Below are 24607 nucleotides of genomic sequence, written 5' to 3' on the forward strand. Positions count from 1 at the left end.
CCTTAACGACCAAGACCTTGCGTCCTCTTTTTAGCGGTCGGTGCAGGTTCTTTTCGTGTACTAGAGGGGGCCTGTGTTTTTTCTTGTTCATTGGTCTTGGCTAAGCTTTTTTCGTACTGTTGATCAATTTCTTGTATAAATTGTTTACATGTTTTTTGAATATCTCCTAAAATAGCCACTTGTTCTTCTGCGTTTTCCTCATAAAACATTTGGCCATTTTTCGTCCAGTTAGCAATGTAAGGAATCGCATGTTCTTTCGTATCTATCCCATAATGACTCGAAACAACATATGACACCATTTCTGCTTGTAATTCCTTGATATTGGTCGTTTGCGCCGTTACTTGTTTGGTGGACCAGTACGAATTCGGCTCATTTTGTCGCGTACGATCATGTAATTGCGCATGGGCCAATTCATGTATCAAAGTAGCCACTTCTTCTGTTGGCGTGTTTCTTGGATTGAGTACAATTTCTTTTTGTTTACCGTCTATACTTGTCGCAAAAACGCCTTTAGCCAAACCCAACTCCCGAAAACCCAGACGAGACGTTTGCGGCGTACGAATAGGTACCTGCATTTTTTCTGAAACATGGATCAACGATTGTTTTAAAGCAGCTAAATCAGTTGTTTTTTCTATTGAAAAGGCAAACCGTTTATTAGGAAACAGCTTAGGATAATCCTCAGGTTTCGCATTGGTTTGCGTAATATCAAATACAGTTGTTGGCGAAAACGAATAAATACTATGTTTCGTTAATTCTCCTGTTTGAATCTTTTCTTTTTGTTCTTTGGTGGCTTTCGATAAAGGAATACATTGCCCATTTTCTCCTTTAATGTATTCAAAAATATTGGGTTTTAAAATACGAATCCCTTTCTCGCCTCGTTGAACAGAGAAGCCCATTTTTTTGAAAAAGGCAAAGCTTCCTACTGCCTGAGCACCTTCAAATTGCGCCTGAATCAATGCTTGATTCCGAAAAGAATACTCATAGAAACGATCCATAAACCGCAATAACTCTAATTGATCTTCAATTGTTTTGGTATGGTTTTGAATGTAGGTCAAGCTTTTTTCAGTCATTTGTTGGACTTCTTGTTCAATTTCTTCTTTTGTCCGTTTTTGCCACTTAGCCATTTAGAAACTCCTCTCTAGTCATAAAGACCCCTTCGCCAAATTGATGTTTTTCTTTTAGTATTCGTTGGAAATCTTCCGAAATCACTTCGTCTACTTCCAACGTTAATTCTTCTTTTGTTTCTAAATCTTTCGCGTATAGCCGATTAGGCTCCACCTTTGTGATTCGAACTAGCTTATTTTTATTCATTTGTTCCTCCTAAAAACGTTATTTTTAGATACAAAAAAAGTCCCTGCAAATAGGCAAGGACTCTTTTATTCATTACAATGTGTAGTTCATGTTATACCTCTACTAATGCCGCTTTCGCATGTTGTAGCGCACTTACTGCGTCATTTACTTGTTCTTGTGTTGCTTGTGGATCTGCCATTACTTGATTGGCTGTTTGCAACGCTTGAGCCAATATTGACCAACTATCCGACGTATAGTTTGAAGCTTCTAACTGAGTAACTTCTTGAATCAGCTGTGTTAAGACGGTCTTATCTGTTTTCTTTACCAATTGCTCTTTGGCTTGTTGTAAAGCTGCTAATTGTGCTTGTGCTGCTTCTTCTGTTACTTCACCACTAGAAACAAAGGCTTTCGCTCTAGCCAATTCTGCTGTAAATACCGCTACTGATTGTTCCGTATACTCGGTTAAATCCATTTGTTCGCAAACTTCAATCAAACGAGTCAACTGTAATAGACTATAATCTGGTTCACCAATCGTTTGTAATTGAGCTAACGCTGCTTGAACCAATTGAACACTTTCGTCCACTTGGGCTTGTGTAGCATCCCCAAATTGCAAGACTTGTTGTGCTTGACCTACCGCTTCGTCTAATATTTGTAAACTTTCAGCTGTATACAACGCACGATCAATGCCTTTAGCTTGCTCAACAATCGCTTGAAGCGCTGCTTTTTCTCCACGTTCTACTAAGTGCATAATCGCTTGATTCAACTGATTTAATGCTTCATCAATACGTTCTTGTGTCGCTTCACCTTCCTGAATCAACGCTGTTGCTTGTTCATACGCTTGATCTAAGCGTTGGGCACTTTCTGTCGTATAGTTTTCTCGTTGAATGAGCTTCACTTGTGCGACCAACTGCTCTAAATCAGAAAAATTGCCTCGTAGTACCAATTGATCAATGGCTGCTTGTAAGGCTTCTACTTGTGCATTCACTTGAGCTTGCGTTGCTTGACGTTCTTCTAACATAGTTTTAGCTACCTTCAGTTGGTTTTGCATCGCTTGATAAGAAGCTGTCATATAAGCAGAAGCTGGTAAGCCTCCCGCATTTTCAACTAAGCGTTCCAATACTTGATAATCCACAATCGCTACTGGTGGCTGCGGATCAGGTTGTGGCGTTGGTTCTTGCGGTGTTTCTGGTTGAACAGGTGGCAATGGAACAACTGGTTTGTCCGTTTCTTCGCTTGGTTTTGTTTGTGTATTATCCGTTACTGGTTTTTGCGGAGATTTTTCTGGTTTAAAAATTGCTGGTTGTTGCAATACTTGATCAAGAATTGTTGGTTGTTTTGTTGCTTCCTTGTCTTTGATTGATTGTGCAACAGCGACCAGTTCTTTCGGCGATAAGGAGGACTTCGTTGTTCCTTTATTGTCTGAATCTTTCGCTGTTTCTACCAAGCCAAACCGTTCAAAAACATCCATTGAAACGTCTGTGGTTGTTTTGTTTTTCTTTGCTTGACTTTTTTTAGTCGTAATACTTGATTTTTTTCGGCGATCTTCAGGAATAATCCAAGAATCAGTTTCTTTTTCTTCCTCTCCAGAAAATTTTTCAGTTGCTTGCTGCTTTGGTGGGGTAAATGCTTGGTAAGTCGCATAACCGACAGTTCCCGTACAAACCGTCACAGCGGCTACAATACCTAATAATTTCTTGTTTTTTAATAACTCCTTGTCAAAAATTGGCTTATTCATTTTCATAATAAAGCTCCTCTCCTAATTGTGTTAAACGTTGTTTCCACAGTTTTTCATTTTCTGAATCTTTCTTTTCCCGATAAAGAGCGATCATTTCTTGACATGTTTTTCCCGTCTCGATCAATTCCTTTATTTCTTCACTTTTCAAGCGCTTATTGATTGATTCAGCTTCTGAAAATGCTTCTTTTCGAATCGCTCGAATGGCTTTTTTTGTCCAAGCTTTTTTTAATTCTGTGGCTAATTGGGTACTTTTTAAAGTTTTATTCAAGATTTCTGCTTCTTCTAATTGATCCAGTTGAATATACGCATAGGCCAACATTACTTTTCGATCCGTATTTAATTCTGACCCTTCAGTTTGAATGACCTTTTTCCATTCTTTTTGGTAGAAAGCCAAATCAAAGGTTCCCTCATCAGTGGGAAATTGCGCATTAAATGTTTTCAACTCCTGAAACGCTTGTTGTTCCACTAAATATTGTTCAATGGCTTCCCGTTTATCAGGAAAGGCAACAGCTGCTTCCGCATATTTTTCTTCTTTTAACAATTGTTCATAGGTTGGCTTGCTTTGTACGTCTTGCTTTGAAAAAGAACTTACCCAAAAACCACCTATTCCAAGAAAAACGAGAAGAAGTACCCCTAGGATTATTCCTTGGGTACTTCTTACTGAAAAGGTTGGCAAAGAAAAAGAACGCTTTGACGCGTTCACTGCGGGCTTACGATTCCTTTTTTCCTTTTGTTTTTTCTCTCGTTTTTTTGGTTCTTCTAAAGTATCTGGCGCTTCTAATGCTTGTTGGATACTAGCTAACAGCTCTTGGCATTCGGCAGAATCTGTCCGTTTGTGTAACGTGGTAAATGTATGTTGGACAACTAAAAGAAGGTTGCGTGAATGACCTTCTCCTATTACACAGTCATCCCGAAAAAGAATGTCTTTGTCTTCCATAATGGTTAATCGGATCGTATCTTTTTTTCCAGTATCTTCTGCAAACGTTTCTAACTTTTGCAAAAGCAAGTTGGCTTCTTTCACCGTTAATCGTTTTCTTTTAGAAGGGAGAAGTGTCTTCACCTTCCTCCCTCCTGTTATCTGAACATACATAAATTCTCCTCCGTTACGCGCTCATTAACCAAGAAACAATCGCTGCTCCCGCTACAGCAATACAAATTCCTAATACAATGTGTTCTATATGTTCTTTGGCTTCTTCTACTTTTCGTTGATTTTTACGCATAATATTCCAAGCCGCCATTAAAATCTGTAACGTTGCCCAAGAACCCACAAGACCTGAAAAACCACCGATAAGAAAAGTTAAAACTGTTTGAATTCGTTCCATTAAGCTTGTCCTCCTCCATGATTTTTATGATTAGAATAAAAAGACCCTTGCGTTTTTTCCGCTTGTGTTTGTTTGGTCATCATCGCTAACGCTTCTGTCAACGTGTCTTGGTTCGTGGAGATATATTGTTGATACAATTCCCCCAACCACGTATCATGGTCTTCTTTTTTTGCTGCCATGATTGCTTTTGCTAATTTTCGCCGATTGTTTAATTCGGTTTGTGTAATTTTCATTTGTTTAAGTGCCTCCTAATAACTTACTTTTCGTTTATTTCGTTTTAATTGCTTCGCTTGTTGTTTCTTTTCCTGACGTTCACTTCCAAATGTCGGGGTAAATCGTTGGCCAATCAAGCGCAACTCATGTAAAAATGCTAATTCCTCGTTATATTGACCGACAGGAACTTTTTTCACCCATTCTCTTTTTCGACCATAGCCTTGCCAGATATAGCCTGCTTGGTAAAGGGCTTGTTTGCAATGAAACCCTCCTGAAACGCCGATATAGTAATGCATACACAAAAGTGCTTCAACGGGTCGCAAAACACTTATTTGACTCATTGGAAACTGTTGCTTTAGAAAGGCTGCTTCTTGTTCCGCTTCTTGCTTTGTTGAAAATTCCTTTTCCCAAGCTTTACCTAACGTAAAGTAGCGGTAACTTCGATTTTTTAATAGCATTCGTGCCTCGTAACTATTCGTTACATGGACGGTAAAACCATTGTTTGTCGTTTGATTGGGCAACTCCCACGAAGAAACCTCACCAAATCGTTCCACTAGTTGATCATATTCTTTCACTGCATGGATAAGCAGTGTGTCTTCTGTCAACAAATCCATCGCCATAGCCGTACTCACCAACAAAAAGAATCGTTCATAAAACGCGTCTTTTTGTTTCAGCTCTCCTTCATCCATGAACAACACATGACGTGTCAATTCTCGTAATAGCGTTAATACCGTAGCTTCAGGAGACTGCGTAAGAGTAAACAATTCAATTTTTCGGTCATTCGGTACATATTGGGCCTGCTTACTTTTTAATTCCTTTGGGACAATAGAAACAGTAAAATCCAAATAAGGCGTTGCGTCCTCATACGTATTGGTTAATACCGTACACAACAAGTGATGCAAGGTTTGTTCTTCTCCAACCATTCCTTTCACCCCCTTTCAAAGCAACAAAAAAAGCAAGTAAAAACTACTTGCTTCAAAAATTGCTTTATGTTATAAAATAGTTATAAATATCACCAATCTTTATGGTGTTGTCACTAAACAAACTCCTTTAAAGTCCAGTATTTGCGGTACTGGACATTTTTCTTTTTTTGCTTGAAATAACAAATAAACTTATGGTATAAATGAAGAAAGAATGGCGATTCTTTGTCACACTCGAACGCCCGTTAGCGGAAACTAGCGGGCGTTTCTTTCTGGTTTAATAGTCTAATTATTTATAAAAATACCCCGTCAATCAGTGGTCGATTGGCTGGGTATTTTTTATATTGACTGTTCCTCTTTTTTTTATATAATAATAATTAACTTTGTATTAACTACCATCACATTTTTCACTGTCTCAACTACATTTATTGAGGCAGTGAATTTTTTATTGAAAAATTTTTAAATTTTTGATATAAAGTAGTTAAGCCAGTAAACTCAAACATATAGTGTAATCCTTAGTAAATTCAACGCATCGAATTTACGACTGCCAGTCTAAAAGACTGGTATTTTTTATTGAATTTAAAAAAAAAATATGTTATATAAATAACATACTTACCTCAAAAAAAAAAAAATTAGAAACTATTTTCTAAAACGCTGTTGAAGCAATCAGTCATGATTGCTTCTCTTTTTTATTTCCTTTACTCAGAAGCTTCTTGTTTTAGAAACTATTAGCTTTTCACTTTTTAAATACCTCTTTTCTTTTTATTCTCATTCACTAGCTTCTTCTAAAGTGAATGATGAATCAGTTTCAAGCACACATTCTTGCACCGATAAACTTTTCGGTTCGATAATTGACCACTTCAATTTCACAATAACAAATGTTTCTTTTAGATATTTTCCTATATGAATATGAGAAGATTGTCCTTCTATATAGGCAGGTTGTATTTCGCTCTCATGTTCAACGATTTTAAAACCAACTGGAACAAAAATCTGCCCAGCATAATCAAATAAAATAACTTGATCTTGAATACGTTTAGGAATAGAAGCAGCATCTCTTTTTTCTCTGTAATCTGTAATAACAGCTAAATAGTTCCTTGCTCTTTTCCAAAAAAGATAAATTGCAAGGCTACTTAAAAGAAACGTTACTAAATTGGAAAGGAAGGTAACATCAAATTCCCTTGGAATATCATCAAATGTTTGGATATTCGGAATTTGTTTTTGCCAAGCGGAATAAACTCTCAATACACAACTATAGCTAATAAAAAATTTTACTAAATGACAGAATCTCTCTCTTTTATAATCTGAGTTAGATATGTCCCATAACAAACCTACAAAATGGCCAAAAAACCAAATAAGTAAAAAACTACTTAACGTGGTGACTACAGCAGTAAACAGCTGTTGTTTAGATAATCCAAGACTTTTGTCTAATTCATAACAAAGTAGAATAAAATTCAAAGCATACAATAGACAAACTATCATTGCACGATATCTAATAAAATAAATAAGATTCATCAATTGCACGCGATAAAATGCAGAACTTGTTAGGGTTGCTACACATTTATTTTTCGTTTCTTTCATTTCCCTTTTTAACTCGTTGAACATTTTTTTAACATCATTTTTCATTTGTTAACCTTCTTCCTTCACAAATTCTACAGAGTGACTGTTTGCTTGTCGCAACGCACGATTTTGTGAACGTAATTCTTCATTTTCTAGTTGAACTCGTTGTATTTCATCGTTGAGCTGCTTTAAAAAATCCAACGACTCTTGAATTGCTTTTTGTTTGTCAGTCAATAAACCGAGTTGAGGATCTTCTACCTGTGAAAATCCACTTGATAGTTGTTCTTCTAGCTTTTCTGAATGCTTCTGTTGTTCTTTTAAATGATTTTTAGATTCTTCCAATAGTCGACGTTCTCTAAATTTTTCCCCCATGAAACTACTTAATGTCAATGATAATACCGTTGATATCGGTAGTAGCAATACCAATAAAAAATGGTTCATTGTTTGAGTTTCTCCCTTCTACTTTTCTTCTTATTATTTTTGTAATTTTGAATAACAAAAAACTACTAACATCCCATTTGTTAGTAGCTAGTGTTGACTTAATTCATCTTTTTTCAATTGCTTGAGCGATTTCTTCAATTGTACTATGTTCATAATCAATATACTTTAAATTCCCCAATCCAAACATAATATCATAAGGGTCTACTTGGTCTAGTTTTTCAAAATCCTTTCTCGTAGAAACAAAAGAAAAGCAGACACATTGTCTGCTTTTCTCTGTTTCTTTATTTGGGCATGATATAACTCAACATACTTGTTTGAGTTGCTGCAATTGTACGAGTAGATACGACGTTTAAGCCTTGTACATTCATTTCTGAAATGTAAATTGAACCGTCTTGATTCACTTTTTCTACAAATGCGACATGACCATAAACTGGGTCTGCACCTAACACGCCTGCAGGAAAGGAAACAGCTGTTCCAGCTTGTGGTGTGCGACTCACTTCATAACCTCGAGCTTGGCCAGTCACGCCCCAATCTTTTCCATTTCCCATGGTTAAATCAATGTGTTTGCCTAATTGCGTGATTCGATTATAGACATATTGCGTACAATTTCCCCACGCGTAACTATTAGACGTATCATAGTTTTCCCCGTTATACGCTGGAAAATCAGATCCTGTCATTTCTACTGTTGCTTTCGGATGATCATACATGGTTAAGTCGTAGGTTTCAATTAAGCCGTTTAATTTCTGATTGTACTGACTATCTGTCGCATAACGTCCTGTCAAATACTGAGTTGCTTCTTGATAGGTTTTCGCTTTACTTTTCCAGACACCTTCATAAAAAGAAGCGTTCCCTGCCAAGCCTTCTTTTAACAGTTTCGCATAATCTTTTAGGCTCTCCTCGTAGCTCTGATATTGTCTAAAGGTTGCTTGGGTAGTATAAAGTGTTCCATTGCCTAAATCCTCTTGTGTCGCAAAAGAGACCCCTTTTCCGTTATGTGTGCCTTTAATGCCAAATAAATTATAGTTTGGTGCTTTTGATAGTAAACTTTGACCACTAGCAGATTCTAAAATCGCCTGTGCAATCATAACAGAAGCATACAAATCATTTTCTTGCCCCACTTTTCTAGCTGCTTCTCCAATTTTTTGAATAAATTGTTCTACACTTTCATTTTTTTCAAAGTGAATTGTTCCATCTGAAGAAAGCGTACTTTCTGGTACTAACTCTTGAATAGGCGCTGATGGAGCTTGGTGGTATTCTTTGACTTCGTCTACAACAGGTGCTGCTGTTTCTTGATTTGTGGTGCTTGTTTCTGTATTAGTAGAAACACCAGATTGAGTGGACACATTTGGCTGATTCGTCGGCGTTTCTGTTGGTTTTTGTGGTGTTTGTGTCGTTGTAGAATCCGTTGGCTTAGACTCTTCCACAGGCTGATTTTCTTCTGGTTTTTGTTCGGGTTCTACGGGTGTCGTTTCTGGTTTGCTTGAATCTGGCACTGTAGGCGTTTCTGGTTCTACTGGCTGTTCAGGCGTAGTCGGTTGTTCCTCCGTGGAAGAATCTGTTGGTGGTACTTCTGGCGTTGTTTCTGGTGTAGAATCAACGGTTTCTTCTGTTTGTCCTCCAGTACTTCCTTCTTGAACCGTCGCAGATTCTGAAGAAAGTGTCGGCGACGTAGGTTCTTCATTTGCAAAAACTGCTGGTGTATAGCCGAACACTTGGCTAACAACTAATAATGCAGACAATAATTTACTTGTTTTCTTCATGACTTTTCCTCCATTTATTTCATTTTTTTCTTACCAAACAGAAGTATATACATCTGTTTGTGAAAGCTTTTTTAATACACTGTAAAAATTTTTTTAATTTTTTGCTTTTAGGTGCCACTTGTTTAATTTTCGTTTCTTTATTTTGGATGATTTTGGTACGTCAAATCCAAACAAATCTTTCCAAACTCCATGACTTCCTTGTACAATCGGTATCGGCAAACACTTACCTGAATGTATCAAAAGTATCTGGGTGTATGCCCTTAACTGATCTGGCTTCAACAAGCCGTTCTTCTGAAATTCCAACACTTTATTCGGTAAAAGTGAAATCCGAATAAGATAATTGTTTTCATCATAATAAAGTTTTACATCTGTTTCTCTCACTGCCAAAGCTTTTCCTTCGGCTTTAAAAATACTTCCCATAAAGTTCCTCCTAAAATTTTATCAATAACTATAAGTAAAAACAGTGAACTTCACTGTCAAAAAATACTATGTTACTCAACGTGTAAAGCTAGATAACTTAAGCATACGCCTAAGAAAAGACCAACAAGTAAGCCACAAGCAAAAAGAATGCCACTCATTTGTGAACTTCCCCTTCTATTTTCTTATCATTTACAAACAACTCTGTTCCATCTTGATTGACACGTACTTTTTGATTATCAGTTGTAATTCCGCTTAACTCTCCTGAATATAAAAAGTCCACTTGATACAAATCAATAGCATTGTCTGCAAGTTTTTTAAATTGTTTTTGTTTATTTAGATAGACCTCATTAACAACTTGAATATTTTTTACTTCTTTTCCTCGAAGCTCTCCTATTAAATAAAATTTTGGAAAACTTGCCCTTTTTGACATGTTCTCTATATTAAAAGTAACAGCAAAAGAAGGTCCTTCTTTTTTTAGCCTATCTTGAATCTTTATAATTGGTTCAAACTTCCTATTTACCTTTTCTGGTAACAGATAATGTTTTTCTTCTAAACTCTGGTGAATCGTATCTTTCCACTCGTGCTCTTGCTGAATATAAAAATAGCTAGTTGTACATATAGCAATAAGAAAAAGGCCTAATATTATTAGAAAATTTCTTGTTTTCATTTGTAAATACAAGGCAAAAAAAACATAGCCTAAACCATATAAAACCAATAGTACTAACAGCAAAAAAAACAAAGGCCTTACTATCTTTAACAAAACATCTATTATCAATAACATGCTCTCTTGAATAATCGAAAAAGCTAACATTTATCATTCCTCCCAATTTCACTTCAAATATCATAACAAAACTAGAGATAGCCTCTTTGACTATCTCTAGTTCGTTTCATTATTCTTTTTTCGTTGGCAAACAATACAAAACCATTAACACAATTGAGCCAATATATGAAACAAAAGTAAAAAAAATGAATGCCCAATGAAGTCCTGCATCTCGTAAACGTCGTACACTAATAGAGATAGACGGAATGAAAACTAGGAGACAATAAGCCACTAATACGCCAATCAAGCTAACAATTATTGTTCCAGAATCATTTAGTGCGCTTGTAACTCCTATCAATATACCGAATCCAACACCAATGAGAACATTCATTAATGCAACAAGCCAATACTCTTTCCTGGTTGCTCTTCCTGTATAATTGAAACTATTTTGCCAAAATTTTTTGTAATTTGTAAACATACATTGCTTTCCTTTCTTTCGCAAAAAAATATATATTCATTCAAACTTATTTAAAAAACTAGAGATAGTCATTTTAAGCTATCTCTAGTTCGCTTCATTATTCTTTGACTTTACGACAAACCAAAACAACACTTGCGCATACAAAAAGAAACAGCCCTAATGCCACATATGCAACATTTGCTGTTTCTCCTGTTTTTGGTAATGCTTTTGGTGTTTTGAAGGTAACTGTTTGGTCTTTATTGGCCAAGTTATCTTCTTTACCAACAAGTTTTGTTTTTTCTTTATCGTAATAGATATAGTGAGTAGCTACCCCTTTTTGACCGTCTTTCATTGTATTTTTCGCAATTGGAATATCTACATGGATCGTTTCATTTTCGGCTTTTGCTGTATACGTTGATTCGACAGTCGTAATCACTTTTTTCGTTTCTGGATCTACGTATGGAGTAACGATAGTGTACGTGTGGCCAACTTCTGCACCTTTGATTTTCACTTCATCACGTAACGTATTGTCAATCGTTGGATTCGCTTCTTTCTTACCGTCTACAGTCGCTAAAAGTGTCGTAATTTCAATTGGTTTGCGTTTATTGACTGCTTTAAGGGAAATGACTTGACCATTTGTTTCTGGCGTTACTTCAAAGCTCAAATCGTCGGCATTTGGATAGTACCAGCTCAATGGTTTTGTTTCTTTAAAGCGATAGTTTCCAGTTGGCAATTTCTTCACAGCGATTTTTCCGTCTTTATCTGTTTTGTACGTATTTACCACAGTTTCTTTTTTACCGTCTACACGGATCAATTGGAACTCAACGCCTTCAAGAGGTTTGTTTCCTAAATTATCCGTTTTGATTAGCTCTACGTCTGTATACGCTAATTTGTTTTCAATCTCTTTTCGAGCCATTTTCGTCAAGATTTCTTTATTTTCAGCGTATCCGTCCGCAAATACATGAATCGTATGCTCTTTTTCATTCGTAGAAGGCACATATTTAAATCCATATTTGGTTTCGTCCAACACATGGTCATTACCTGCATCAATTTCCTTCAAGTAGAAATTACTTTCTACGTTTGGTAATGTTAAGCCTTCAAAAGCTAATTTACCGTCTTTTACTTTCGCAAAAGCTAATGCTGTGTCGTGAGGTAAAATATCAAAGCCAATTTGAATACCACCTTCACCAACAAACAAGCCAAAGACTTGGCCATTCTTCGCATTTTCTAGCTCAATTACTGGTTTGCCTTCTTCCCAACCAGTCACAACTTCTTGTTTCTTATATCCATATACGTTGATTTTTTGTAGTGGGTTTTCTACTTTCACATCAATAGAAGCTAATTCCACTAGTTGGCCAGCATATTTAATCTCAAAAGGAATTGGTTCTTCTAACATCACAAAACCATTTGGTGCTTCAATTTCAACTGCTTCGTATTTACCTAAATATAGATTCGGATCAGACTTCGCCATTCCTAAATCGTCTGTGATCAATTCAAAATCTTTGCCGTCTTTTTGAACATATTCACCTTTGGCCAAACGAACAGTACCATCAGGCGTTGTAATATCTTCTCTTGCACGGATTTTGAATTTCACACCTGCTAAATCCACTTGGTCATATTGAATTTCCGCATATTTTCCATACTCACATTCTTTTTCAACAGTAGAAATGCCTTTTTCGCCCGTTTTATGGATCATTACTTGACCTTTTTGTGGCATATTCTCGAATTTGATCGTAATTACACCACCTGCGTCGGCTTCAGTAACAGAGAAAACAACTGGTTCAGTCGCAATTAAATATCCTTCTGGCGCACGTAACTCACGAATTTCATAACGATCTTTACCGAATGGTAAGCTATCGCTTGTCACCAATTCCCCTTTTTCATTGGTTTTGAATTCGTCACTAATTTCTAATGAGTTTGGTACACGCATGGAAACATAATCGCCTTTGCCATCATTTGCCCAACGGTCCCAAATTTTGAACGTTGTATCGCGTAGCGGAATATTTTTTCCTGTTTCTGCGTCAACTTTCACTAAATGTAGACGGGCTTCAATGATTTTATCTTCCAATACCCAGAAGAATTTTTGGTCTTCCTCTGAAATGGTAAATTCGATTGGCTCAATTGGTAAATAACCTTCTGGCGTTTTAGTTTCTTCCATAACGTAAGAATCGTACGGCAATGTTTTACCTGTACTTGCTTTACCATCTTTATCGGTTGTAATTACTTTGACTGGTTTCCCTGTTGTTTTAGAAGTGATAGTAAATTCTGCCCTTTCTAGCTTAGGTTTCACATTATCAGACTTACCAGTCAATTTATCCATCATTTTATTCACTAATGGTTTATTACCAATTTTAACAATTTCCACGCCACCTTTAATCACTTGGTCTTTTAGCGTCATTGTTTTTACTGCGACAGTTTTATCTTGCCCTGCATATGCAATGTTTACTGGATATTTTGTTTTATCTAACGTATATCCTTCTGGTGCTTTGATTTCTTGAACATAATAGTCATGCATAATTTGAATGTTTTCAAAAGAACCTGTGACTTTGTCTCCAGATTTTTTCAACGTCACTTCTTTTACTTTTTGACCGTTTGTTTCAAATAAACCATACACAGCACCTTCCAACTTAGCAGAACCTTGCGCTTGATTGCCTGTTTCCTTATCTTCTTTGATAAGATCTAAGCGTCCCACTTGTTTTTTATTTTTGAAAGTAACTGTAATTGTTTTATTTGCTTCAATTGTGATTGTTTGTGGTGTTTTGTTAAGAACGTAGCCGTTCGCTGCTTGAATTTCTTGAATAGTTACTTTTGTGCCATGTAAAACATCTTTTAAATCAGCTTCTCCATTGGCATTTGTGACAACTTCTACATTTTTGCCACCATAAGAAAGTTTGAATTTTGCGCCAGAAATAGCTTTTCCCGTATCCGCATCTACTTTCTTGATTTTAGCATTTCCATTTTTTAGAACTTTGATTGGAATACTAATTTTAGCTCTATCAGGATCTCCTAAAACTGCAACTGTCTGACTTCCTGGTTTAACATATGCAATATTATTAGGATCTTCTGAATAACGTAAAAAACTAACATTTCCTGTTTCATTACTTGAGGCAGTTGCTGTTAGCTTTAATTGATTGCCATTTTTCTCTACTTTTACTCCTGCCGTGTTACTACTCATTTTTTGATAATCTTTAAATACACCATTTGTATCTGTTAACGTTACAGATTGGCCTACTTTTAATGTTACTTGTTGATTGTTAAATGAAGGTCGTTTTGCAAGATTCGCAATTCCATTATGGATTTCATTAATAATCTCTTGATTGCGTCCACTGTTTTGAATCCATTGAACACCTAGTTCATCCCACAAAAATGTTTGGGTATTCCAATAATGTGGAATATCTTTAGTTTTAGTATAGCCAATTGTAGCTCCTTGTTTCATTCTTGTAGTAATTTGACTAGGCATTACCGTTTGCGTATAACCACCAAAACCATTAACCAAAAGCCCTGGTTCAATACAAAAAAGTGGTTTTCCATTTGGAGTAGCCATTTCATCATAAACTGATCCCCATGTTTCTAAGCCACTATTAGGCATCCGAATATGCCAATTAACTGCAAATTGACGAACAACTTGAATCGTTATTCCTGCTCGTTCTTCTACTGCTCTACGCAATCTAGACGCTGATTCAACTGGAGTGAATTCATACAACTTACCATTTGAAGCAGTAAATCCTACGTGTGCTTCGTAAGAAGCGCCTTTAATCGCTTGAATTTCTTGTGTATGTGCGTCCATGAAAGCAAGTAATTCTGCTTTTACAAGCTCTGTTTCATTTCCTACTAAATAAGTATAGGCAGATCTATCAGAAGAATACAGTTGTTCTTCACCTTTTGCCACATCTGGACTTGAATTATCAGTGTTAACTATTGATTCACTCATTTCCGTATCTGTAGACGGCTGAATTTGTGTACTTGTTTCATTCTCTTTTGTCTCACTTGTCTTCTCTTTTTCAGAAGAACTTGTTTGAGTTTTTTCTGTTGTTTCTTCTTTTGAATTTTCAGTTGTACTAGACGTACTTTCAGAAGCAGTTGTTTCTGTAGTCGCCATAGACGGAAATCCTTCCGCTACAACTTGTGTTACAGGAGTTAAAGAATTCATTCCTAACACTGCTAAAGCAAAGAGTGTACATAATTTTTTTAATCGCATTTGTTTGCCCCCTTAATTAAAAATTTATCTATATAAACACCTAAATTGGTGAAATTTTTGTACAAAAAAAAGACCTTTAACATAAACGTTAAAGATCTTTCATAAGTATAGTGCCTATCTTAATTTAATGTTACACAATATCTGATTGTACCATCAGAAAATGAGCTAGTGGCAAGACCTGATCTATTGTATTCTTCATCAGTTAGATTTTTTTCTGCCCAAGCTTCAGCTTCCTCATATGTCATGAACCAAGGACTTACACGTCCAGCTGGTTCATTATCTGGCGTTGGTTCTTGTGGAGTTTCTGGTTGCTCAGGAGTAGTTGTTCCTCCATTTGAACCACCTTGATTGCCTCCACCAGGTTGGCTTGGTTGTTCTGGTGTTGTCGTTCCCCCATTTTCCGGAGTTGACGGTTGATTATTTTCTGGTGTAGAAGGCGTTGTTTGTTCGCCTTGGCCCCCATTATCTGGTTGAACTGGCGTTTGTTCTGGTGTACTTGGTGCTGCTTCAACATTTCCAGTTTGTGTGTTATCTGTTACTACATTATTCGTTGTTGTTTCTTGTGCAGGTTGGCCTACTGGCTGACTTGGATTTACTTTGTCTTTATCTTGAATCACTGTTTGAGCCACAGTTTCACCTGCGCTGTTTTGCACGCTTGCTACATTGCCATCAAAGCTCAATTTGTTTCCTGCGTAGATTAAATCTACATTTGCAATTTTGTTCATATCTGCTAATTTTTGCACTGTAATATTTGTTGCTTGGCTAATAGCACTTAGTGTATCTCCCCAAACAATTGTATATTCATTTCCTTTAATTTCAGCTTTGATTTGTTCTGCTGTACGTGGTGTCCATTCTGCTGCTTCAGCTTTTTCACTATTCATTGCTAACGCAATTCCACCCACTGTTACTCCGATAGTTAATACTTTCATGATTTTCATGTTCAATTCCTCCAAACTTATCAATAATTTTTATTCTTAATGATTACAAATTTATGATACCAAACTTATAATCATTTGTAAACACTTTTTGAAAACTTTTTTTGATTTTGATATAATAAATTTATAATCATAAAATCGAGGTGAATGTATATTGGATAAAAAAAGTTTAGAAACTTTTCAAGCATGGGCACAAGAAAACCTTGTTACTCGAAAAGGTGCCGCTAAAATCACAGGACAAAGTTATGCTGGCTTTTCTCAAGCTATCAATCGAAAAGTCCTTACTCCATTTCTTGAATTTGACGGTGAACCTGCTACATCACTCGTAAGACTATATCTGAAAAGCGATGTTGAAAAATATGCCGAACAGCTCAAAGAAAAAAGACAGAAACGGCAATAAGTCGTTTTCTGTCTTGCATTATACTTAAAACAATAATAAACAATTTTACAACGGAGGTTCTATGAATAAGAAATACATTGTTGCTATTGGTGCAATCTTACTGATTGTACTTACTATTATTGCTTTTACTGTATCTAACAAAACAGAAACACAGTCACAAAATACTGTTCAATCAACTACTACAAGCCATTCTAGCGAGCTTGTCATTTATCCTTCACTAAGTAGCTTGAAAGAAAAATATGGACCAGATTTAACCGATCTTGGTTCTTCTCAAATCACTACTGTCTTGTTTGAAAAGAAAAACGTAGCTTTTATCACTTCTGAAAAAGAAAATGATATTGAATTTTCACTTACCGTGACAGATAAAGCAAAAAACCTTTTTTCAATTCCTAGTATCAAACATACCCCTAATAACTTAAAGATAGGTGATACTTTTGGTCTTGCAAAAATCCATGAACAATACCTTGCATACTCCCGTTAAGTAACAAGAGAAGCTCTCTTGTTACTTTTATCACATAACCGTTATTATTATACCAACTTTTAAAAAACGCTTCAATATTATAGCTAATATATAATTTAAATAGTTACATAGTTGTTAACTTTATTAAATAAATGACTTCTTATCTACAATAAGCTAAGCGCTTCTTTTTTTCTTAATTTTATAACAGCGAGCGTACGTCTACTTTTCAATAGTTCCACTTCTATTTGTTGCTTCCCTGTAACTTGTTTTAAAAAAGGAGATTTTTCTTCATATTGGTAAAGATACGAGGAGTAGCGACTCAATTTCACATAATCTCCATCATGAAGTTGTTTTCCTGTAATATCATTCATAGCTTCACCTCAAAAAACTTAGTTGTATTTAACTTTTTTACTAAGTATCGAATTTTTATCAAAAGTTCTAACATCAATGCCCCAAACAAAAATAGTGGTAAGACAATCGGCGCACAGACATAAAATTGAATAGCTTTCATAATAATTTCTCCCAAGTTAGATTAACACTCATGTTTCTCAATTGATTCACGAATTGTTGAACAATCAAACGTATTGTGGCCTTCTGAATTACATTTCAATGTTGTATACTGCGGGATAAGTTTGTCTTCTTCAGTTGCATACACGGAAAAATAATCAATACCTGGTTCCGCTACTGCTCGTTCAAAATAGTATACATATTCAGCTGGAATCTCCCCAATTCTAAAACTATCTGGATCAAATCCTTCTTTTTCCAACATTTTACGCACTTTCAAAAAGTGCTTTTTTTCTGGAACATCTGGAAATGATTGAATGGTATCCAACGTTAATAATTTTCCTTCAAATTCTCTACAAATACTATATTCTGACATATGATTTTCTCCTTTTTAAGAACAAAGCAACCGATCGATTCCTAATACTTTTGCTTTTTTCTGTTTGATGGCATTCGTGATACTTCTCATTGCTTCTTCCATTCCAATTGGCTGCATGGTTTCTTCACTAATCGTTTTGGCCATCACTTTAATAGCCTCATTTCTATTTAACGGAATTAACTCGTTGAAAAATTCATTACGATCTTCTACTTCACCTATCCACTCTTCATAAAGTGGCAAACAGTCTTCTTTCTTTTCAACAATAAGCAATGCCCAAAAAGGCGAGTCTACTTGATAAAAAATCATATAATTCACTCCTCTATTTCTTTTCCGTAACTGTCCATGGAACGATCGATTCTGGCATGTAATTTACTTCGTATTTATATTTATCGACTTCTGCTCCAGCCAAATCTTCTACCACGTACATGTTCCAATCAGTCATATTTACTAAATGTTTTTTGTAGACACCTTTATCTGTTTCTGCAATAATTACTAATTTATTTTTGTCACTTGTATCTACAGAAATGTTCCCGATTACTTCAAATTCTACCTTATCTGTACGCGTATTAATCACCGCAACACGTCGAATTACATTGAAATTATCTGCTTCTTGACTCACATTATAAGAAACTTTTTCCGCTTCTGTACAAGCAGTCAACGCACTTCCCAACACACATAAGCTTAATAAAACAATGATTTTTTTCTTCATTTTTTCTCCTTTACTAAATTGACAATCCTTGTTCAAATCGCCATTTTCTAAGTTTAGTTTCGCTAATATTTAGTGCACGACGAATATCCATCACTCGATAACCTATCTCACGAAGTTCTTGATATCTTTTAACAGTTAGAGTTTCTAACGTCATTTTTGGTAATGGTTTAGAATCAAAAATGTATTCAGAGCTGATTCGTTTTGCTAATTTTTGTACTTCTTGCAATTCTTCTGGACTTAAATCTAGAATAGAACGATTAGCAATGATCTCATACATTTCTTTTCGAATCTGCTGTTTTTCTTGTTTAGATAACATGTTCTTCCTCCCTCTTATTTAACCTTCTTCAATTCTTTTCCTCTAACACTTATTTTATCCCCAGCCTGAAAATTTGGTTTTTTTTCTAAATTATAACTAGCTGAAACTAAAATAGGTTTACCATCAATTTTTGATTCAACAACGATTTCCCAATAGGTACCAATGCCACTGTGCATCCTTCTTTTAGTTGATATTTCTGGATGAAATTCGATTTTTTTTACAATTACATTATCTTGTTTCTCTAAAAATTTTTGATTTTTACTATTGATAAACGTGCTAAAAATAGTAAAAAATATAGTAATGATAGTAATGATTAGAAAAACAACTACGATTCGTATTTGATATTTTAGAAAAACATTACCAAAGAACAATCTATCACTCCTATCAGATTTCTTTCTCGACTTCGTAGCCGTGAATCCAAGCATATTCAAAAATGGTTTCATTTTTATTAACCCAATTTGCTAGTTCTAACTCTTTTCCCTCAAGATAAACAGTTCCGTTATTTAACCAATTAACGTCACTAGCATAAAGGTCTCTTAACGTTAGATATTTATCTGCTCAAATAATCAAGGCTACACGTAGAAACTTCTAAGCATTCTAACTCTTCAATCAATTCTTGTTTATCCATCGCTGTTTCCTTCCTACAATAAACCGCTATCGATTAACAATACTTCGCCGTTTGCTTCAAGATTTTCTAACTGATTGAAAGCTTCTTCTGCGCCCAATTCTCCACCATCTTCAATATGACTTTTAGCAAGCATTTTGAACGCTTCGTATTTATCAATTGTTTTCATATCATCGAAAAATTCTTTTTCGTCTTCGACTTCACAAACAATATCCTTGTAAAGTTTTAAACATTGTTTTTCATCTTCAGCAACGATTAATGCAAAATAAGGTTCTTTAATTTCGTAAAATTTCATGTGTTTTTCCTCCTCAGTTTTTACTCTAAATAAACGACCTTTACCAGTTACTCCCTCTATATTTCCATTTTCTTACTTATCAGAATATCTAACACAGTTGATACAACAAATGAAATAATCAGTAAAAAATACCAACAAAAAAAGGTATCTAACACACTTTTAATAGCACTATAGTATATAAAACCTTTTACTAATAAACTTATCAAAATGAGAAGGAATAGCCTCTTCTCATTTTTTATCTTCACAAATTTTCTATTCACTTCTCTTTACTCCTTTCTTTAGCTCTTTATAAACTTTTAAAACAGTTAATACCGATTATTCACCACACATCAAAGCATAATCAATTAGCAAGACTTCGCCTTCTTTACTAAAGTTCTCAATCTCATTCAGAAATTCTTCCATGCTAAATTCTCCAAACTCGTCGTTATGACATTCAGAAAGCAAGTGAAATGCTTCGGATTTATCAATTGTTTTCATGTTAGCGAAAAACTCTTTTTCATCTTCGACTTCGCAGCCAATTCCTCTATAACGTTCTAAACACTGCTTTTGATTTTCAGCAGCAATTAATGCATAGTAAGGGGATTTAATTTCGTAGAATTTCATTTCTTCTTCCAACATCACACTATAGTCTAATGATTCAGTTTCCCAATCACTTATTTCACCTACAATTGGCTGATCTTCTTTTAGGATAATTGCTCCTAATTCTTCCAAAGTCCTCGCAACATTTTCTTCGTAAGGCGAAATTTCTACATAATGTAACAATTCAGCAACATCTTCGTCGTATTCGACCTCAATGTACCGTGTCGCACTCAATGTTTCGTTTACTGCGATTTTGTATTTCATTTTTCTGACTCCTCAATTTTCACTCTAAACAAACGACCTTTACCAGAAAACTCATGTGGATTTCCAAATTCATCTAATATAACAAACGTATTCTCAAGATAATCAATTGAATCTATTTCAAGCCATACAGAAAAATTGTGCAACCATACTTCTATTTTGGAAATCATTCTTCTTCCTCCTCCACAAAATCAACAATTTCCACGCCTACAATATAATCTTTCAAACATTCCCACTCATCATTAACTAACAATTTGTCGCCTTTATCATTTTTCAAAGTCATTGTAAACCAGTCTTCGCCATCATCATCTGTATCAACCCATTCAAAATTGACTGGGTTTTCTTTAAATTTCATGTCATATAAATCGTCTTCGTCTATTCTTAATACGACTAAGCCTTTACAATTTCCACTTTTTACAAAGGTTAAATATCCTTTATAGTCCCACTGTTGAAAACTTACCTTGATAGTATGCAGGCCCCATCGGATGTTTGGATCATAATTTTTCATTGCTTTTAGCCTCCTTAATAACCTTTTCAATATTTTTTATTGGCGTGGTAGGAGTCGAACCTACATTTGAATAGAAAGGAAGGATTTTTTGCATCCCCGATGCGTCACGCCAACCAAAAGGAGCAACCTTTTAGTATTTTTTTGAGATCGACCAGTATTGTCAACCTCGATATCGCTGGCAAGGATTTGCACCTTGCATGGTTTTATTCGTAAGAGCACCCACAACGAAGCCGTTGCCTGAAACGCAAAAACCTTATCTTTCCTATAAGCGTCTGCCTTTTCCGCTCCAGCGATTTATCTTATGTAAACACAGAGCGAATTTGAACATATAAGCAAAGCAAAAAAATTATTCAAATTCGCCATTAACACATTTTTGCACATTCAGTTACACATTTAGCAGTTCAGCAAAAGCCCGCTAAATAGCTTATTTCTCTATTTGTTAGCACAAAAACAAATAAACGAAAATCTTTCATTAATAAAATGATATTCAGTTTTTTTCTTTTTTTGTTAAGCATCTATGCCATCAAATTAAAACTAACCGAAAGGTTGTGTTCACATCCTTTCTTTTTATTATTTTTTTAAGATTGGCCAATCTTAATATCGCTGGAGTGGGATTGCACCACTCATGTACTCACCCTAGTTTTGTACAAGGTGCAATAGTGCGCTTACGCTTTCTATCTTCACCTTTGCGTCTCTCTACTTCCGCCACAGCGATCGTTTCTTTTAATTTTTATAAGATAAACAACATATTTTGTAGTCATTTTATACTCCAAAAATAGATTTATTGCTCCACTTTTTCTGTATTTTTTGAATATGGCCAATAAGTTGAATCAATTATTTCAGTGTATACACGTAAGACATCTTCTGCGACAGTCGCAAAATTCTCCTTATTTTTTTGCTCATCAAAAAAAATTTTACTAATAAATCCTTCTGGATAACTCATTAATTGAAATAACTCTATTTTCATATTTTCTACAACCCAAAACATTTCTTCAGGCATTTCTTTTTTCTTTAATTCATGAAGAATTACGCATTCTTTATTTAATTTTTCCAGTGTTTGGTCAAAATAAATTTGTTCTTTTTGAACCCTTCCACCTAACGTAAACGCACCTATAATCATTCCTACACATGCTATTAGTAAAGAAACTCTCATTATTATTTTTGCTTTTCTACACTTTAACTGCTCAAGCAATTTTCGTGTATTCATTGCTGCTCCTCCAATTCAGTTAAGCTAAAATAAAAAGCTTCTGCTTCAGCTTTGTTATTGAAATTTCGATACAGCTGAGTACAATAATTTTTTAGATTATCGATACAAATACTTACAGAATAGCCACCTTTACTGTATACCATGCTAATTTCAGTATCTTGTCCTATAAACTGTTTATGAATTACTTTCATTTGCTTCCTCCCGTTCGTTGCACCATTCACCAAATACTTGTAAGACTTACGCTTGTTGCTTATTATCTAAACTAGTAATCGCTAAACTTGAAACCTATTTTCTTCACTAGCTTTCTTAATCCGCCCAATAGCAATATCAAAATATTCCTTTTCTTTTTCAAAGCCAATAAATTGACGATTAGTGTTAATTGCAGCAACTGCTGTAGTGCCTGAACCGATGCAGTTATCTAATACAACTTCATTTTCATTTGTGTATGTTTTGATTAAGTATTCAAACAATGCAACCGGTTTTTGGGTAGGGTGTCCTGTACGCTCATGGGCATTACTTTTCACTTGATTAATATCTAAAATACTAATCGGATTTTTCCAATCTTTATCGTAGTGTCTCGAATCTACTACACCTCGTATAATTCCGTAATTATCCGAATTAGTGGATTCTGGTAAAACATAACCGTTTGCTTGATGTTCTGCTATTCGTTTGCTTATTCTTGGAATCATCTGTTTGTTGTAGGTTGGAAGCTTTTTGTAAAAAACAAGAATGTTCTCATGCACCTTCAAAGGCATCTTATTAGCTAAGAAAAAATTAGTAGAATGTTTTTTGTTCCAAATTAATTCGTATCTAAATAATTTTCTGTTACTCATGATTATGTCTGTCGTAAATGGTTGTGAGCCTGTTAAGACAATTGCGCCATTGTCCTTGATGATTCGCTCATATTGTTCCCACAATTTCTCAAACGGAATAATACTATCCCACTTATTTTTCGTAGTCCCATACGGTAAATCACACAAAATCATGTCTATGCTTTTATCTGGTATTCGTTTCATTCCTTCCAAACAATCTTCGTTATATATCTTGTTTAATTCCATATTTTTAAAGGAGCAAAAAGCTTTTTCTTGCGGCCGCAAATCTCCACTCCTTTCATTTATTCATTCTTTCAGCTGACTTTTATGCAACACTTTGACCACTTTTATTGCATAACGAACAATCTGTTGTCATTAGCCTCCTCAATCAAAATGTTTAGAAGCTTTTAAAGCAAGCTCTCCAAAACCAAAACAGTCGTTTATGAAATCTTCAATATCTCTTTCTAATTCCTCAGTTAGCATCTTTCGCTTCCTCCCGTTCGTTGCACCATTCACCAAACACTTGTAATACTTGAGCTTGTTGCTTTGGATTCAAACGACAATAAGATATATCTACGCTCCTAAGCTCTTTTGAACCTATCCGCGTCTGCCATTCTCCAAGAAGAAATACAGCGCACATTGAACTTACGTTATCTTGTTCAACATTTGCTTTCAGCCAATCAAGGACAGTTTGTTGATCAGGATTGAGTTCTGATTGAGTTCTTTCAGAAGCTCTTTTATTCCAAAGAACTGATAATTTTTCCAAACAAACTTCATCATGCTCTTTTTCATCCATGCCGTCCCATGGAACAGATATTTCAATGCTTGCATTACACTGTTCACACAATACATAGGCATCTGATGAAATACTAAACGAATTGAAACTAATATTTTCTGAACCACAAAATGGACATGGCTTTAAATGACTATTACTCATTTATTTTCCTCCAGAATAAAAATTAATGATAAAATGAATGCACTATTTCTTGACAACCGTCTTTAAGAGTAATGACTCCGTTTTTATATAAATACCAACAAAATTTTTCAAAATTCAGCCTTTCAAATCCAAAAAGTTCATACAATCTTTTTGCTATTGAATATTTCATTGTGCTTTCTCCTCCTGTCAAATTCTTTCATGCTTTCTCTAAACAATTTTTTTGAAAAAATCATATTTCCTTACTAAAATAGTTTTAGAAACTAAATCGAAAGGACGAACTACTATGCAACTAACTGTTTTTATTTTATTTCTTGCTTTTTTAGTGTTTGCTGTTGCCTTTTTATTACATAAAATCAGTTTAGGCATTTTCTTGCTATTCTTCCCTGTAGCTCTGCTTCTATGGTTTAGCCTCCCAGCCATTAAGAAACGTAAAGCAGACAAAAACACGCACTGATTTTTCACTTTGTCTTCTTGGACCCACTTAAAAATTAATTTCGACTAGTTTATGGCGTCCGAAACTAGAAACCCTAATAGACAACGGTAAATGTAATGTCCTGTTTTTCATTACAAGTGTCTACATGTAGTGCAGCACACAACCTACCTTTTCCAGATA

32 protein-coding genes and 1 pseudogene are annotated in these 24607 nt (G+C 35.1%); 2 read left to right on the top strand and 31 right to left on the bottom strand.

Annotated elements, in window-relative coordinates:
• Positions 1-2: 2 nt before the first annotated feature.
• The 15 genes from IGJ90_RS14740 to IGJ90_RS14810 all read right to left on the bottom strand — a co-directional run bounded on the left by IGJ90_RS14740 (position 3) and on the right by IGJ90_RS14810 (position 16008).
• A complete protein-coding gene (locus tag IGJ90_RS14740) occupies positions 3-1121 on the bottom strand; it encodes an ArdC-like ssDNA-binding domain-containing protein (protein WP_438768474.1) in 1119 nt (372 codons plus the stop codon).
• Positions 1114-1308 (bottom strand): hypothetical protein, encoded by a 195-nt coding sequence (locus tag IGJ90_RS14745; RefSeq protein WP_438768476.1) that lies wholly within the window; start codon positions 1306-1308, stop codon positions 1114-1116. The genes IGJ90_RS14740 and IGJ90_RS14745 overlap by 8 nt, the downstream gene beginning before the upstream one ends.
• 91 nt (positions 1309-1399) lie before the next feature.
• Positions 1400-3028, bottom strand: a complete 1629-nt coding sequence (locus IGJ90_RS14750) for a hypothetical protein (RefSeq protein ID WP_438768478.1) — start codon at positions 3026-3028, stop codon at positions 1400-1402.
• Positions 3015-4082, bottom strand: coding sequence for a response regulator (locus IGJ90_RS14755; RefSeq protein WP_438768480.1), 1068 nt, complete (start codon positions 4080-4082; stop codon positions 3015-3017). The genes IGJ90_RS14750 and IGJ90_RS14755 overlap by 14 nt, the downstream gene beginning before the upstream one ends.
• 43 nt (positions 4083-4125) lie before the next feature.
• Complete coding sequence (locus IGJ90_RS14760; RefSeq protein ID WP_070363838.1) at positions 4126-4344, bottom strand: hypothetical protein; 219 nt, start codon at positions 4342-4344, stop codon at positions 4126-4128.
• Positions 4344-4577 (bottom strand): hypothetical protein, encoded by a 234-nt coding sequence (locus IGJ90_RS14765; RefSeq protein ID WP_014862488.1) that lies wholly within the window; start codon positions 4575-4577, stop codon positions 4344-4346. The genes IGJ90_RS14760 and IGJ90_RS14765 overlap by 1 nt, the downstream gene beginning before the upstream one ends.
• A gap of 15 nt (positions 4578-4592) precedes the next feature.
• Positions 4593-5480, bottom strand: coding sequence for a hypothetical protein (locus tag IGJ90_RS14770; RefSeq protein WP_431449833.1), 888 nt, complete (start codon positions 5478-5480; stop codon positions 4593-4595).
• Between the two features lie 765 nt (positions 5481-6245).
• On the bottom strand, positions 6246-7100 hold the full coding sequence (locus IGJ90_RS14775; RefSeq protein WP_438768483.1) for a hypothetical protein: 855 nt from the start codon (positions 7098-7100) through the stop codon (positions 6246-6248).
• A gap of 3 nt (positions 7101-7103) precedes the next feature.
• Positions 7104-7475, bottom strand: coding sequence for a hypothetical protein (locus IGJ90_RS14780; RefSeq protein WP_438768486.1), 372 nt, complete (start codon positions 7473-7475; stop codon positions 7104-7106).
• Positions 7476-7756: 281 nt separating this feature from the next.
• The gene (locus tag IGJ90_RS14785) at positions 7757-9235 is read right to left on the bottom strand and encodes a glucosaminidase domain-containing protein (protein ID WP_438768488.1); all 1479 of its coding nucleotides are present in this window, start codon (positions 9233-9235) and stop codon (positions 7757-7759) included.
• Positions 9236-9328: 93 nt separating this feature from the next.
• Positions 9329-9655 (bottom strand): hypothetical protein, encoded by a 327-nt coding sequence (locus tag IGJ90_RS14790; protein WP_016633158.1) that lies wholly within the window; start codon positions 9653-9655, stop codon positions 9329-9331.
• A 154-nt stretch (positions 9656-9809) separates the two neighbouring features.
• Entirely contained in the window at positions 9810-10466 is a 657-nt protein-coding gene (locus IGJ90_RS14795; RefSeq protein WP_438760894.1) for a hypothetical protein, read from the bottom strand.
• A gap of 79 nt (positions 10467-10545) precedes the next feature.
• Complete coding sequence (locus IGJ90_RS14800) at positions 10546-10893, bottom strand: DUF805 domain-containing protein (protein WP_438760896.1); 348 nt, start codon at positions 10891-10893, stop codon at positions 10546-10548.
• A gap of 97 nt (positions 10894-10990) precedes the next feature.
• Entirely contained in the window at positions 10991-15070 is a 4080-nt protein-coding gene (locus tag IGJ90_RS14805) for a SpaA isopeptide-forming pilin-related protein (protein WP_438768490.1), read from the bottom strand.
• Positions 15071-15189: 119 nt separating this feature from the next.
• Positions 15190-16008 (bottom strand): LysM peptidoglycan-binding domain-containing protein, encoded by an 819-nt coding sequence (locus tag IGJ90_RS14810; protein ID WP_438768492.1) that lies wholly within the window; start codon positions 16006-16008, stop codon positions 15190-15192.
• Between the two features lie 151 nt (positions 16009-16159).
• On the opposite strand from IGJ90_RS14810, the gene IGJ90_RS14815 reads away from it, so the two are divergent.
• Positions 16160-16405 (top strand): hypothetical protein, encoded by a 246-nt coding sequence (locus IGJ90_RS14815; RefSeq protein WP_016617603.1) that lies wholly within the window; start codon positions 16160-16162, stop codon positions 16403-16405.
• A 61-nt stretch (positions 16406-16466) separates the two neighbouring features.
• Positions 16467-16886 (top strand): hypothetical protein, encoded by a 420-nt coding sequence (locus IGJ90_RS14820; RefSeq protein ID WP_438768494.1) that lies wholly within the window; start codon positions 16467-16469, stop codon positions 16884-16886.
• Between the two features lie 143 nt (positions 16887-17029).
• On the opposite strand, the gene IGJ90_RS14825 is transcribed toward IGJ90_RS14820, so the two are convergent.
• The 16 genes and pseudogenes from IGJ90_RS14825 to IGJ90_RS14900 all read right to left on the bottom strand — a co-directional run bounded on the left by IGJ90_RS14825 (position 17030) and on the right by IGJ90_RS14900 (position 24435).
• A complete protein-coding gene (locus tag IGJ90_RS14825) occupies positions 17030-17236 on the bottom strand; it encodes a hypothetical protein (protein WP_174114307.1) in 207 nt (68 codons plus the stop codon).
• 161 nt (positions 17237-17397) lie between these two features.
• On the bottom strand, positions 17398-17745 hold the full coding sequence (locus IGJ90_RS14830; RefSeq protein WP_438768496.1) for a hypothetical protein: 348 nt from the start codon (positions 17743-17745) through the stop codon (positions 17398-17400).
• 15 nt (positions 17746-17760) lie between these two features.
• Positions 17761-18051 (bottom strand): hypothetical protein, encoded by a 291-nt coding sequence (locus IGJ90_RS14835; RefSeq protein ID WP_174114309.1) that lies wholly within the window; start codon positions 18049-18051, stop codon positions 17761-17763.
• Positions 18052-18064: 13 nt separating this feature from the next.
• On the bottom strand, positions 18065-18454 hold the full coding sequence (locus IGJ90_RS14840) for a hypothetical protein (protein WP_438768498.1): 390 nt from the start codon (positions 18452-18454) through the stop codon (positions 18065-18067).
• A 13-nt stretch (positions 18455-18467) separates the two neighbouring features.
• Positions 18468-18770, bottom strand: coding sequence for a hypothetical protein (locus IGJ90_RS14845; protein WP_438768500.1), 303 nt, complete (start codon positions 18768-18770; stop codon positions 18468-18470).
• Positions 18771-18784: 14 nt separating this feature from the next.
• The gene (locus IGJ90_RS14850) at positions 18785-19213 is read right to left on the bottom strand and encodes a hypothetical protein (RefSeq protein ID WP_431449820.1); all 429 of its coding nucleotides are present in this window, start codon (positions 19211-19213) and stop codon (positions 18785-18787) included.
• Positions 19214-19329: 116 nt separating this feature from the next.
• Positions 19330-19398, bottom strand: a pseudogene (locus tag IGJ90_RS14855) (DUF1642 domain-containing protein); the annotation flags it as partial.
• Between the two features lie 13 nt (positions 19399-19411).
• On the bottom strand, positions 19412-19690 hold the full coding sequence (locus IGJ90_RS14860) for a hypothetical protein (RefSeq protein ID WP_438768502.1): 279 nt from the start codon (positions 19688-19690) through the stop codon (positions 19412-19414).
• A gap of 315 nt (positions 19691-20005) precedes the next feature.
• A complete protein-coding gene (locus IGJ90_RS14865; RefSeq protein ID WP_438768504.1) occupies positions 20006-20533 on the bottom strand; it encodes a hypothetical protein in 528 nt (175 codons plus the stop codon).
• Positions 20530-20700, bottom strand: a complete 171-nt coding sequence (locus tag IGJ90_RS14870; protein ID WP_438768507.1) for a hypothetical protein — start codon at positions 20698-20700, stop codon at positions 20530-20532. The genes IGJ90_RS14865 and IGJ90_RS14870 overlap by 4 nt, the downstream gene beginning before the upstream one ends.
• On the bottom strand, positions 20697-21038 hold the full coding sequence (locus tag IGJ90_RS14875) for a DUF5406 family protein (RefSeq protein ID WP_438768509.1): 342 nt from the start codon (positions 21036-21038) through the stop codon (positions 20697-20699). Before IGJ90_RS14875 ends, IGJ90_RS14870 begins: the two co-directional genes overlap by 4 nt.
• Before the next feature lie 781 nt (positions 21039-21819).
• Positions 21820-22245 (bottom strand): hypothetical protein, encoded by a 426-nt coding sequence (locus tag IGJ90_RS14880; RefSeq protein ID WP_438768511.1) that lies wholly within the window; start codon positions 22243-22245, stop codon positions 21820-21822.
• Positions 22242-22436 (bottom strand): hypothetical protein, encoded by a 195-nt coding sequence (locus tag IGJ90_RS14885; protein WP_014862465.1) that lies wholly within the window; start codon positions 22434-22436, stop codon positions 22242-22244. The genes IGJ90_RS14880 and IGJ90_RS14885 overlap by 4 nt, the downstream gene beginning before the upstream one ends.
• Before the next feature lie 81 nt (positions 22437-22517).
• Positions 22518-23303 (bottom strand): DNA-methyltransferase, encoded by a 786-nt coding sequence (locus IGJ90_RS14890; RefSeq protein WP_438768513.1) that lies wholly within the window; start codon positions 23301-23303, stop codon positions 22518-22520.
• A 226-nt stretch (positions 23304-23529) separates the two neighbouring features.
• The gene (locus tag IGJ90_RS14895; protein WP_438768515.1) at positions 23530-23994 is read right to left on the bottom strand and encodes a Lar family restriction alleviation protein; all 465 of its coding nucleotides are present in this window, start codon (positions 23992-23994) and stop codon (positions 23530-23532) included.
• Between the two features lie 207 nt (positions 23995-24201).
• Positions 24202-24435, bottom strand: coding sequence for a hypothetical protein (locus IGJ90_RS14900; protein ID WP_438768518.1), 234 nt, complete (start codon positions 24433-24435; stop codon positions 24202-24204).
• Between the last annotated feature and the right edge of the window lie 172 nt (positions 24436-24607).

It is taken from the genome of Enterococcus sp. AZ129, assembly GCF_051714505.1.
Lineage (GTDB): Bacteria > Bacillota > Bacilli > Lactobacillales > Enterococcaceae > Enterococcus > Enterococcus faecalis.

Coding starts and splice junctions, on each gene's coding strand:
- IGJ90_RS14830 (WP_438768496.1), bottom strand. CDS start 17,745: ATGTCAGAATATAGTATTTGTAGAGAATTTGAAGGAAAATTATTAACG.
- IGJ90_RS14785 (WP_438768488.1), bottom strand. CDS start 9,235: ATGAAGAAAACAAGTAAATTATTGTCTGCATTATTAGTTGTTAGCCAA.
- IGJ90_RS14850 (WP_431449820.1), bottom strand. CDS start 19,213: ATGAAACCATTTTTGAATATGCTTGGATTCACGGCTACGAAGTCGAGA.
- IGJ90_RS14795 (WP_438760894.1), bottom strand. CDS start 10,466: ATGTTAGCTTTTTCGATTATTCAAGAGAGCATGTTATTGATAATAGAT.
- IGJ90_RS14780 (WP_438768486.1), bottom strand. CDS start 7,475: ATGAACCATTTTTTATTGGTATTGCTACTACCGATATCAACGGTATTA.
- IGJ90_RS14805 (WP_438768490.1), bottom strand. CDS start 15,070: ATGCGATTAAAAAAATTATGTACACTCTTTGCTTTAGCAGTGTTAGGA.
- IGJ90_RS14875 (WP_438768509.1), bottom strand. CDS start 21,038: ATGAAAAATTATGATCCAAACATCCGATGGGGCCTGCATACTATCAAG.
- IGJ90_RS14775 (WP_438768483.1), bottom strand. CDS start 7,100: ATGAAAAATGATGTTAAAAAAATGTTCAACGAGTTAAAAAGGGAAATG.
- IGJ90_RS14840 (WP_438768498.1), bottom strand. CDS start 18,454: ATGAAGAAAAAAATCATTGTTTTATTAAGCTTATGTGTGTTGGGAAGT.
- IGJ90_RS14810 (WP_438768492.1), bottom strand. CDS start 16,008: ATGAAAATCATGAAAGTATTAACTATCGGAGTAACAGTGGGTGGAATT.
- IGJ90_RS14765 (WP_014862488.1), bottom strand. CDS start 4,577: ATGAAAATTACACAAACCGAATTAAACAATCGGCGAAAATTAGCAAAA.
- IGJ90_RS14825 (WP_174114307.1), bottom strand. CDS start 17,236: ATGAATGATATTACAGGAAAACAACTTCATGATGGAGATTATGTGAAA.
- IGJ90_RS14745 (WP_438768476.1), bottom strand. CDS start 1,308: ATGAATAAAAATAAGCTAGTTCGAATCACAAAGGTGGAGCCTAATCGG.
- IGJ90_RS14835 (WP_174114309.1), bottom strand. CDS start 18,051: ATGATTTTTTATCAAGTAGACTCGCCTTTTTGGGCATTGCTTATTGTT.
- IGJ90_RS14890 (WP_438768513.1), bottom strand. CDS start 23,303: ATGGAATTAAACAAGATATATAACGAAGATTGTTTGGAAGGAATGAAA.
- IGJ90_RS14740 (WP_438768474.1), bottom strand. CDS start 1,121: ATGGCTAAGTGGCAAAAACGGACAAAAGAAGAAATTGAACAAGAAGTC.
- IGJ90_RS14820 (WP_438768494.1), top strand. CDS start 16,467: ATGAATAAGAAATACATTGTTGCTATTGGTGCAATCTTACTGATTGTA.
- IGJ90_RS14860 (WP_438768502.1), bottom strand. CDS start 19,690: ATGAAATTTTACGAAATTAAAGAACCTTATTTTGCATTAATCGTTGCT.
- IGJ90_RS14770 (WP_431449833.1), bottom strand. CDS start 5,480: ATGGTTGGAGAAGAACAAACCTTGCATCACTTGTTGTGTACGGTATTA.
- IGJ90_RS14870 (WP_438768507.1), bottom strand. CDS start 20,700: ATGATTTCCAAAATAGAAGTATGGTTGCACAATTTTTCTGTATGGCTT.
- IGJ90_RS14750 (WP_438768478.1), bottom strand. CDS start 3,028: ATGAAAATGAATAAGCCAATTTTTGACAAGGAGTTATTAAAAAACAAG.
- IGJ90_RS14845 (WP_438768500.1), bottom strand. CDS start 18,770: ATGTTATCTAAACAAGAAAAACAGCAGATTCGAAAAGAAATGTATGAG.
- IGJ90_RS14790 (WP_016633158.1), bottom strand. CDS start 9,655: ATGGGAAGTATTTTTAAAGCCGAAGGAAAAGCTTTGGCAGTGAGAGAA.
- IGJ90_RS14800 (WP_438760896.1), bottom strand. CDS start 10,893: ATGTTTACAAATTACAAAAAATTTTGGCAAAATAGTTTCAATTATACA.
- IGJ90_RS14880 (WP_438768511.1), bottom strand. CDS start 22,245: ATGAATACACGAAAATTGCTTGAGCAGTTAAAGTGTAGAAAAGCAAAA.
- IGJ90_RS14885 (WP_014862465.1), bottom strand. CDS start 22,436: ATGAAAGTAATTCATAAACAGTTTATAGGACAAGATACTGAAATTAGC.
- IGJ90_RS14895 (WP_438768515.1), bottom strand. CDS start 23,994: ATGAGTAATAGTCATTTAAAGCCATGTCCATTTTGTGGTTCAGAAAAT.
- IGJ90_RS14760 (WP_070363838.1), bottom strand. CDS start 4,344: ATGGAACGAATTCAAACAGTTTTAACTTTTCTTATCGGTGGTTTTTCA.
- IGJ90_RS14865 (WP_438768504.1), bottom strand. CDS start 20,533: ATGAAATACAAAATCGCAGTAAACGAAACATTGAGTGCGACACGGTAC.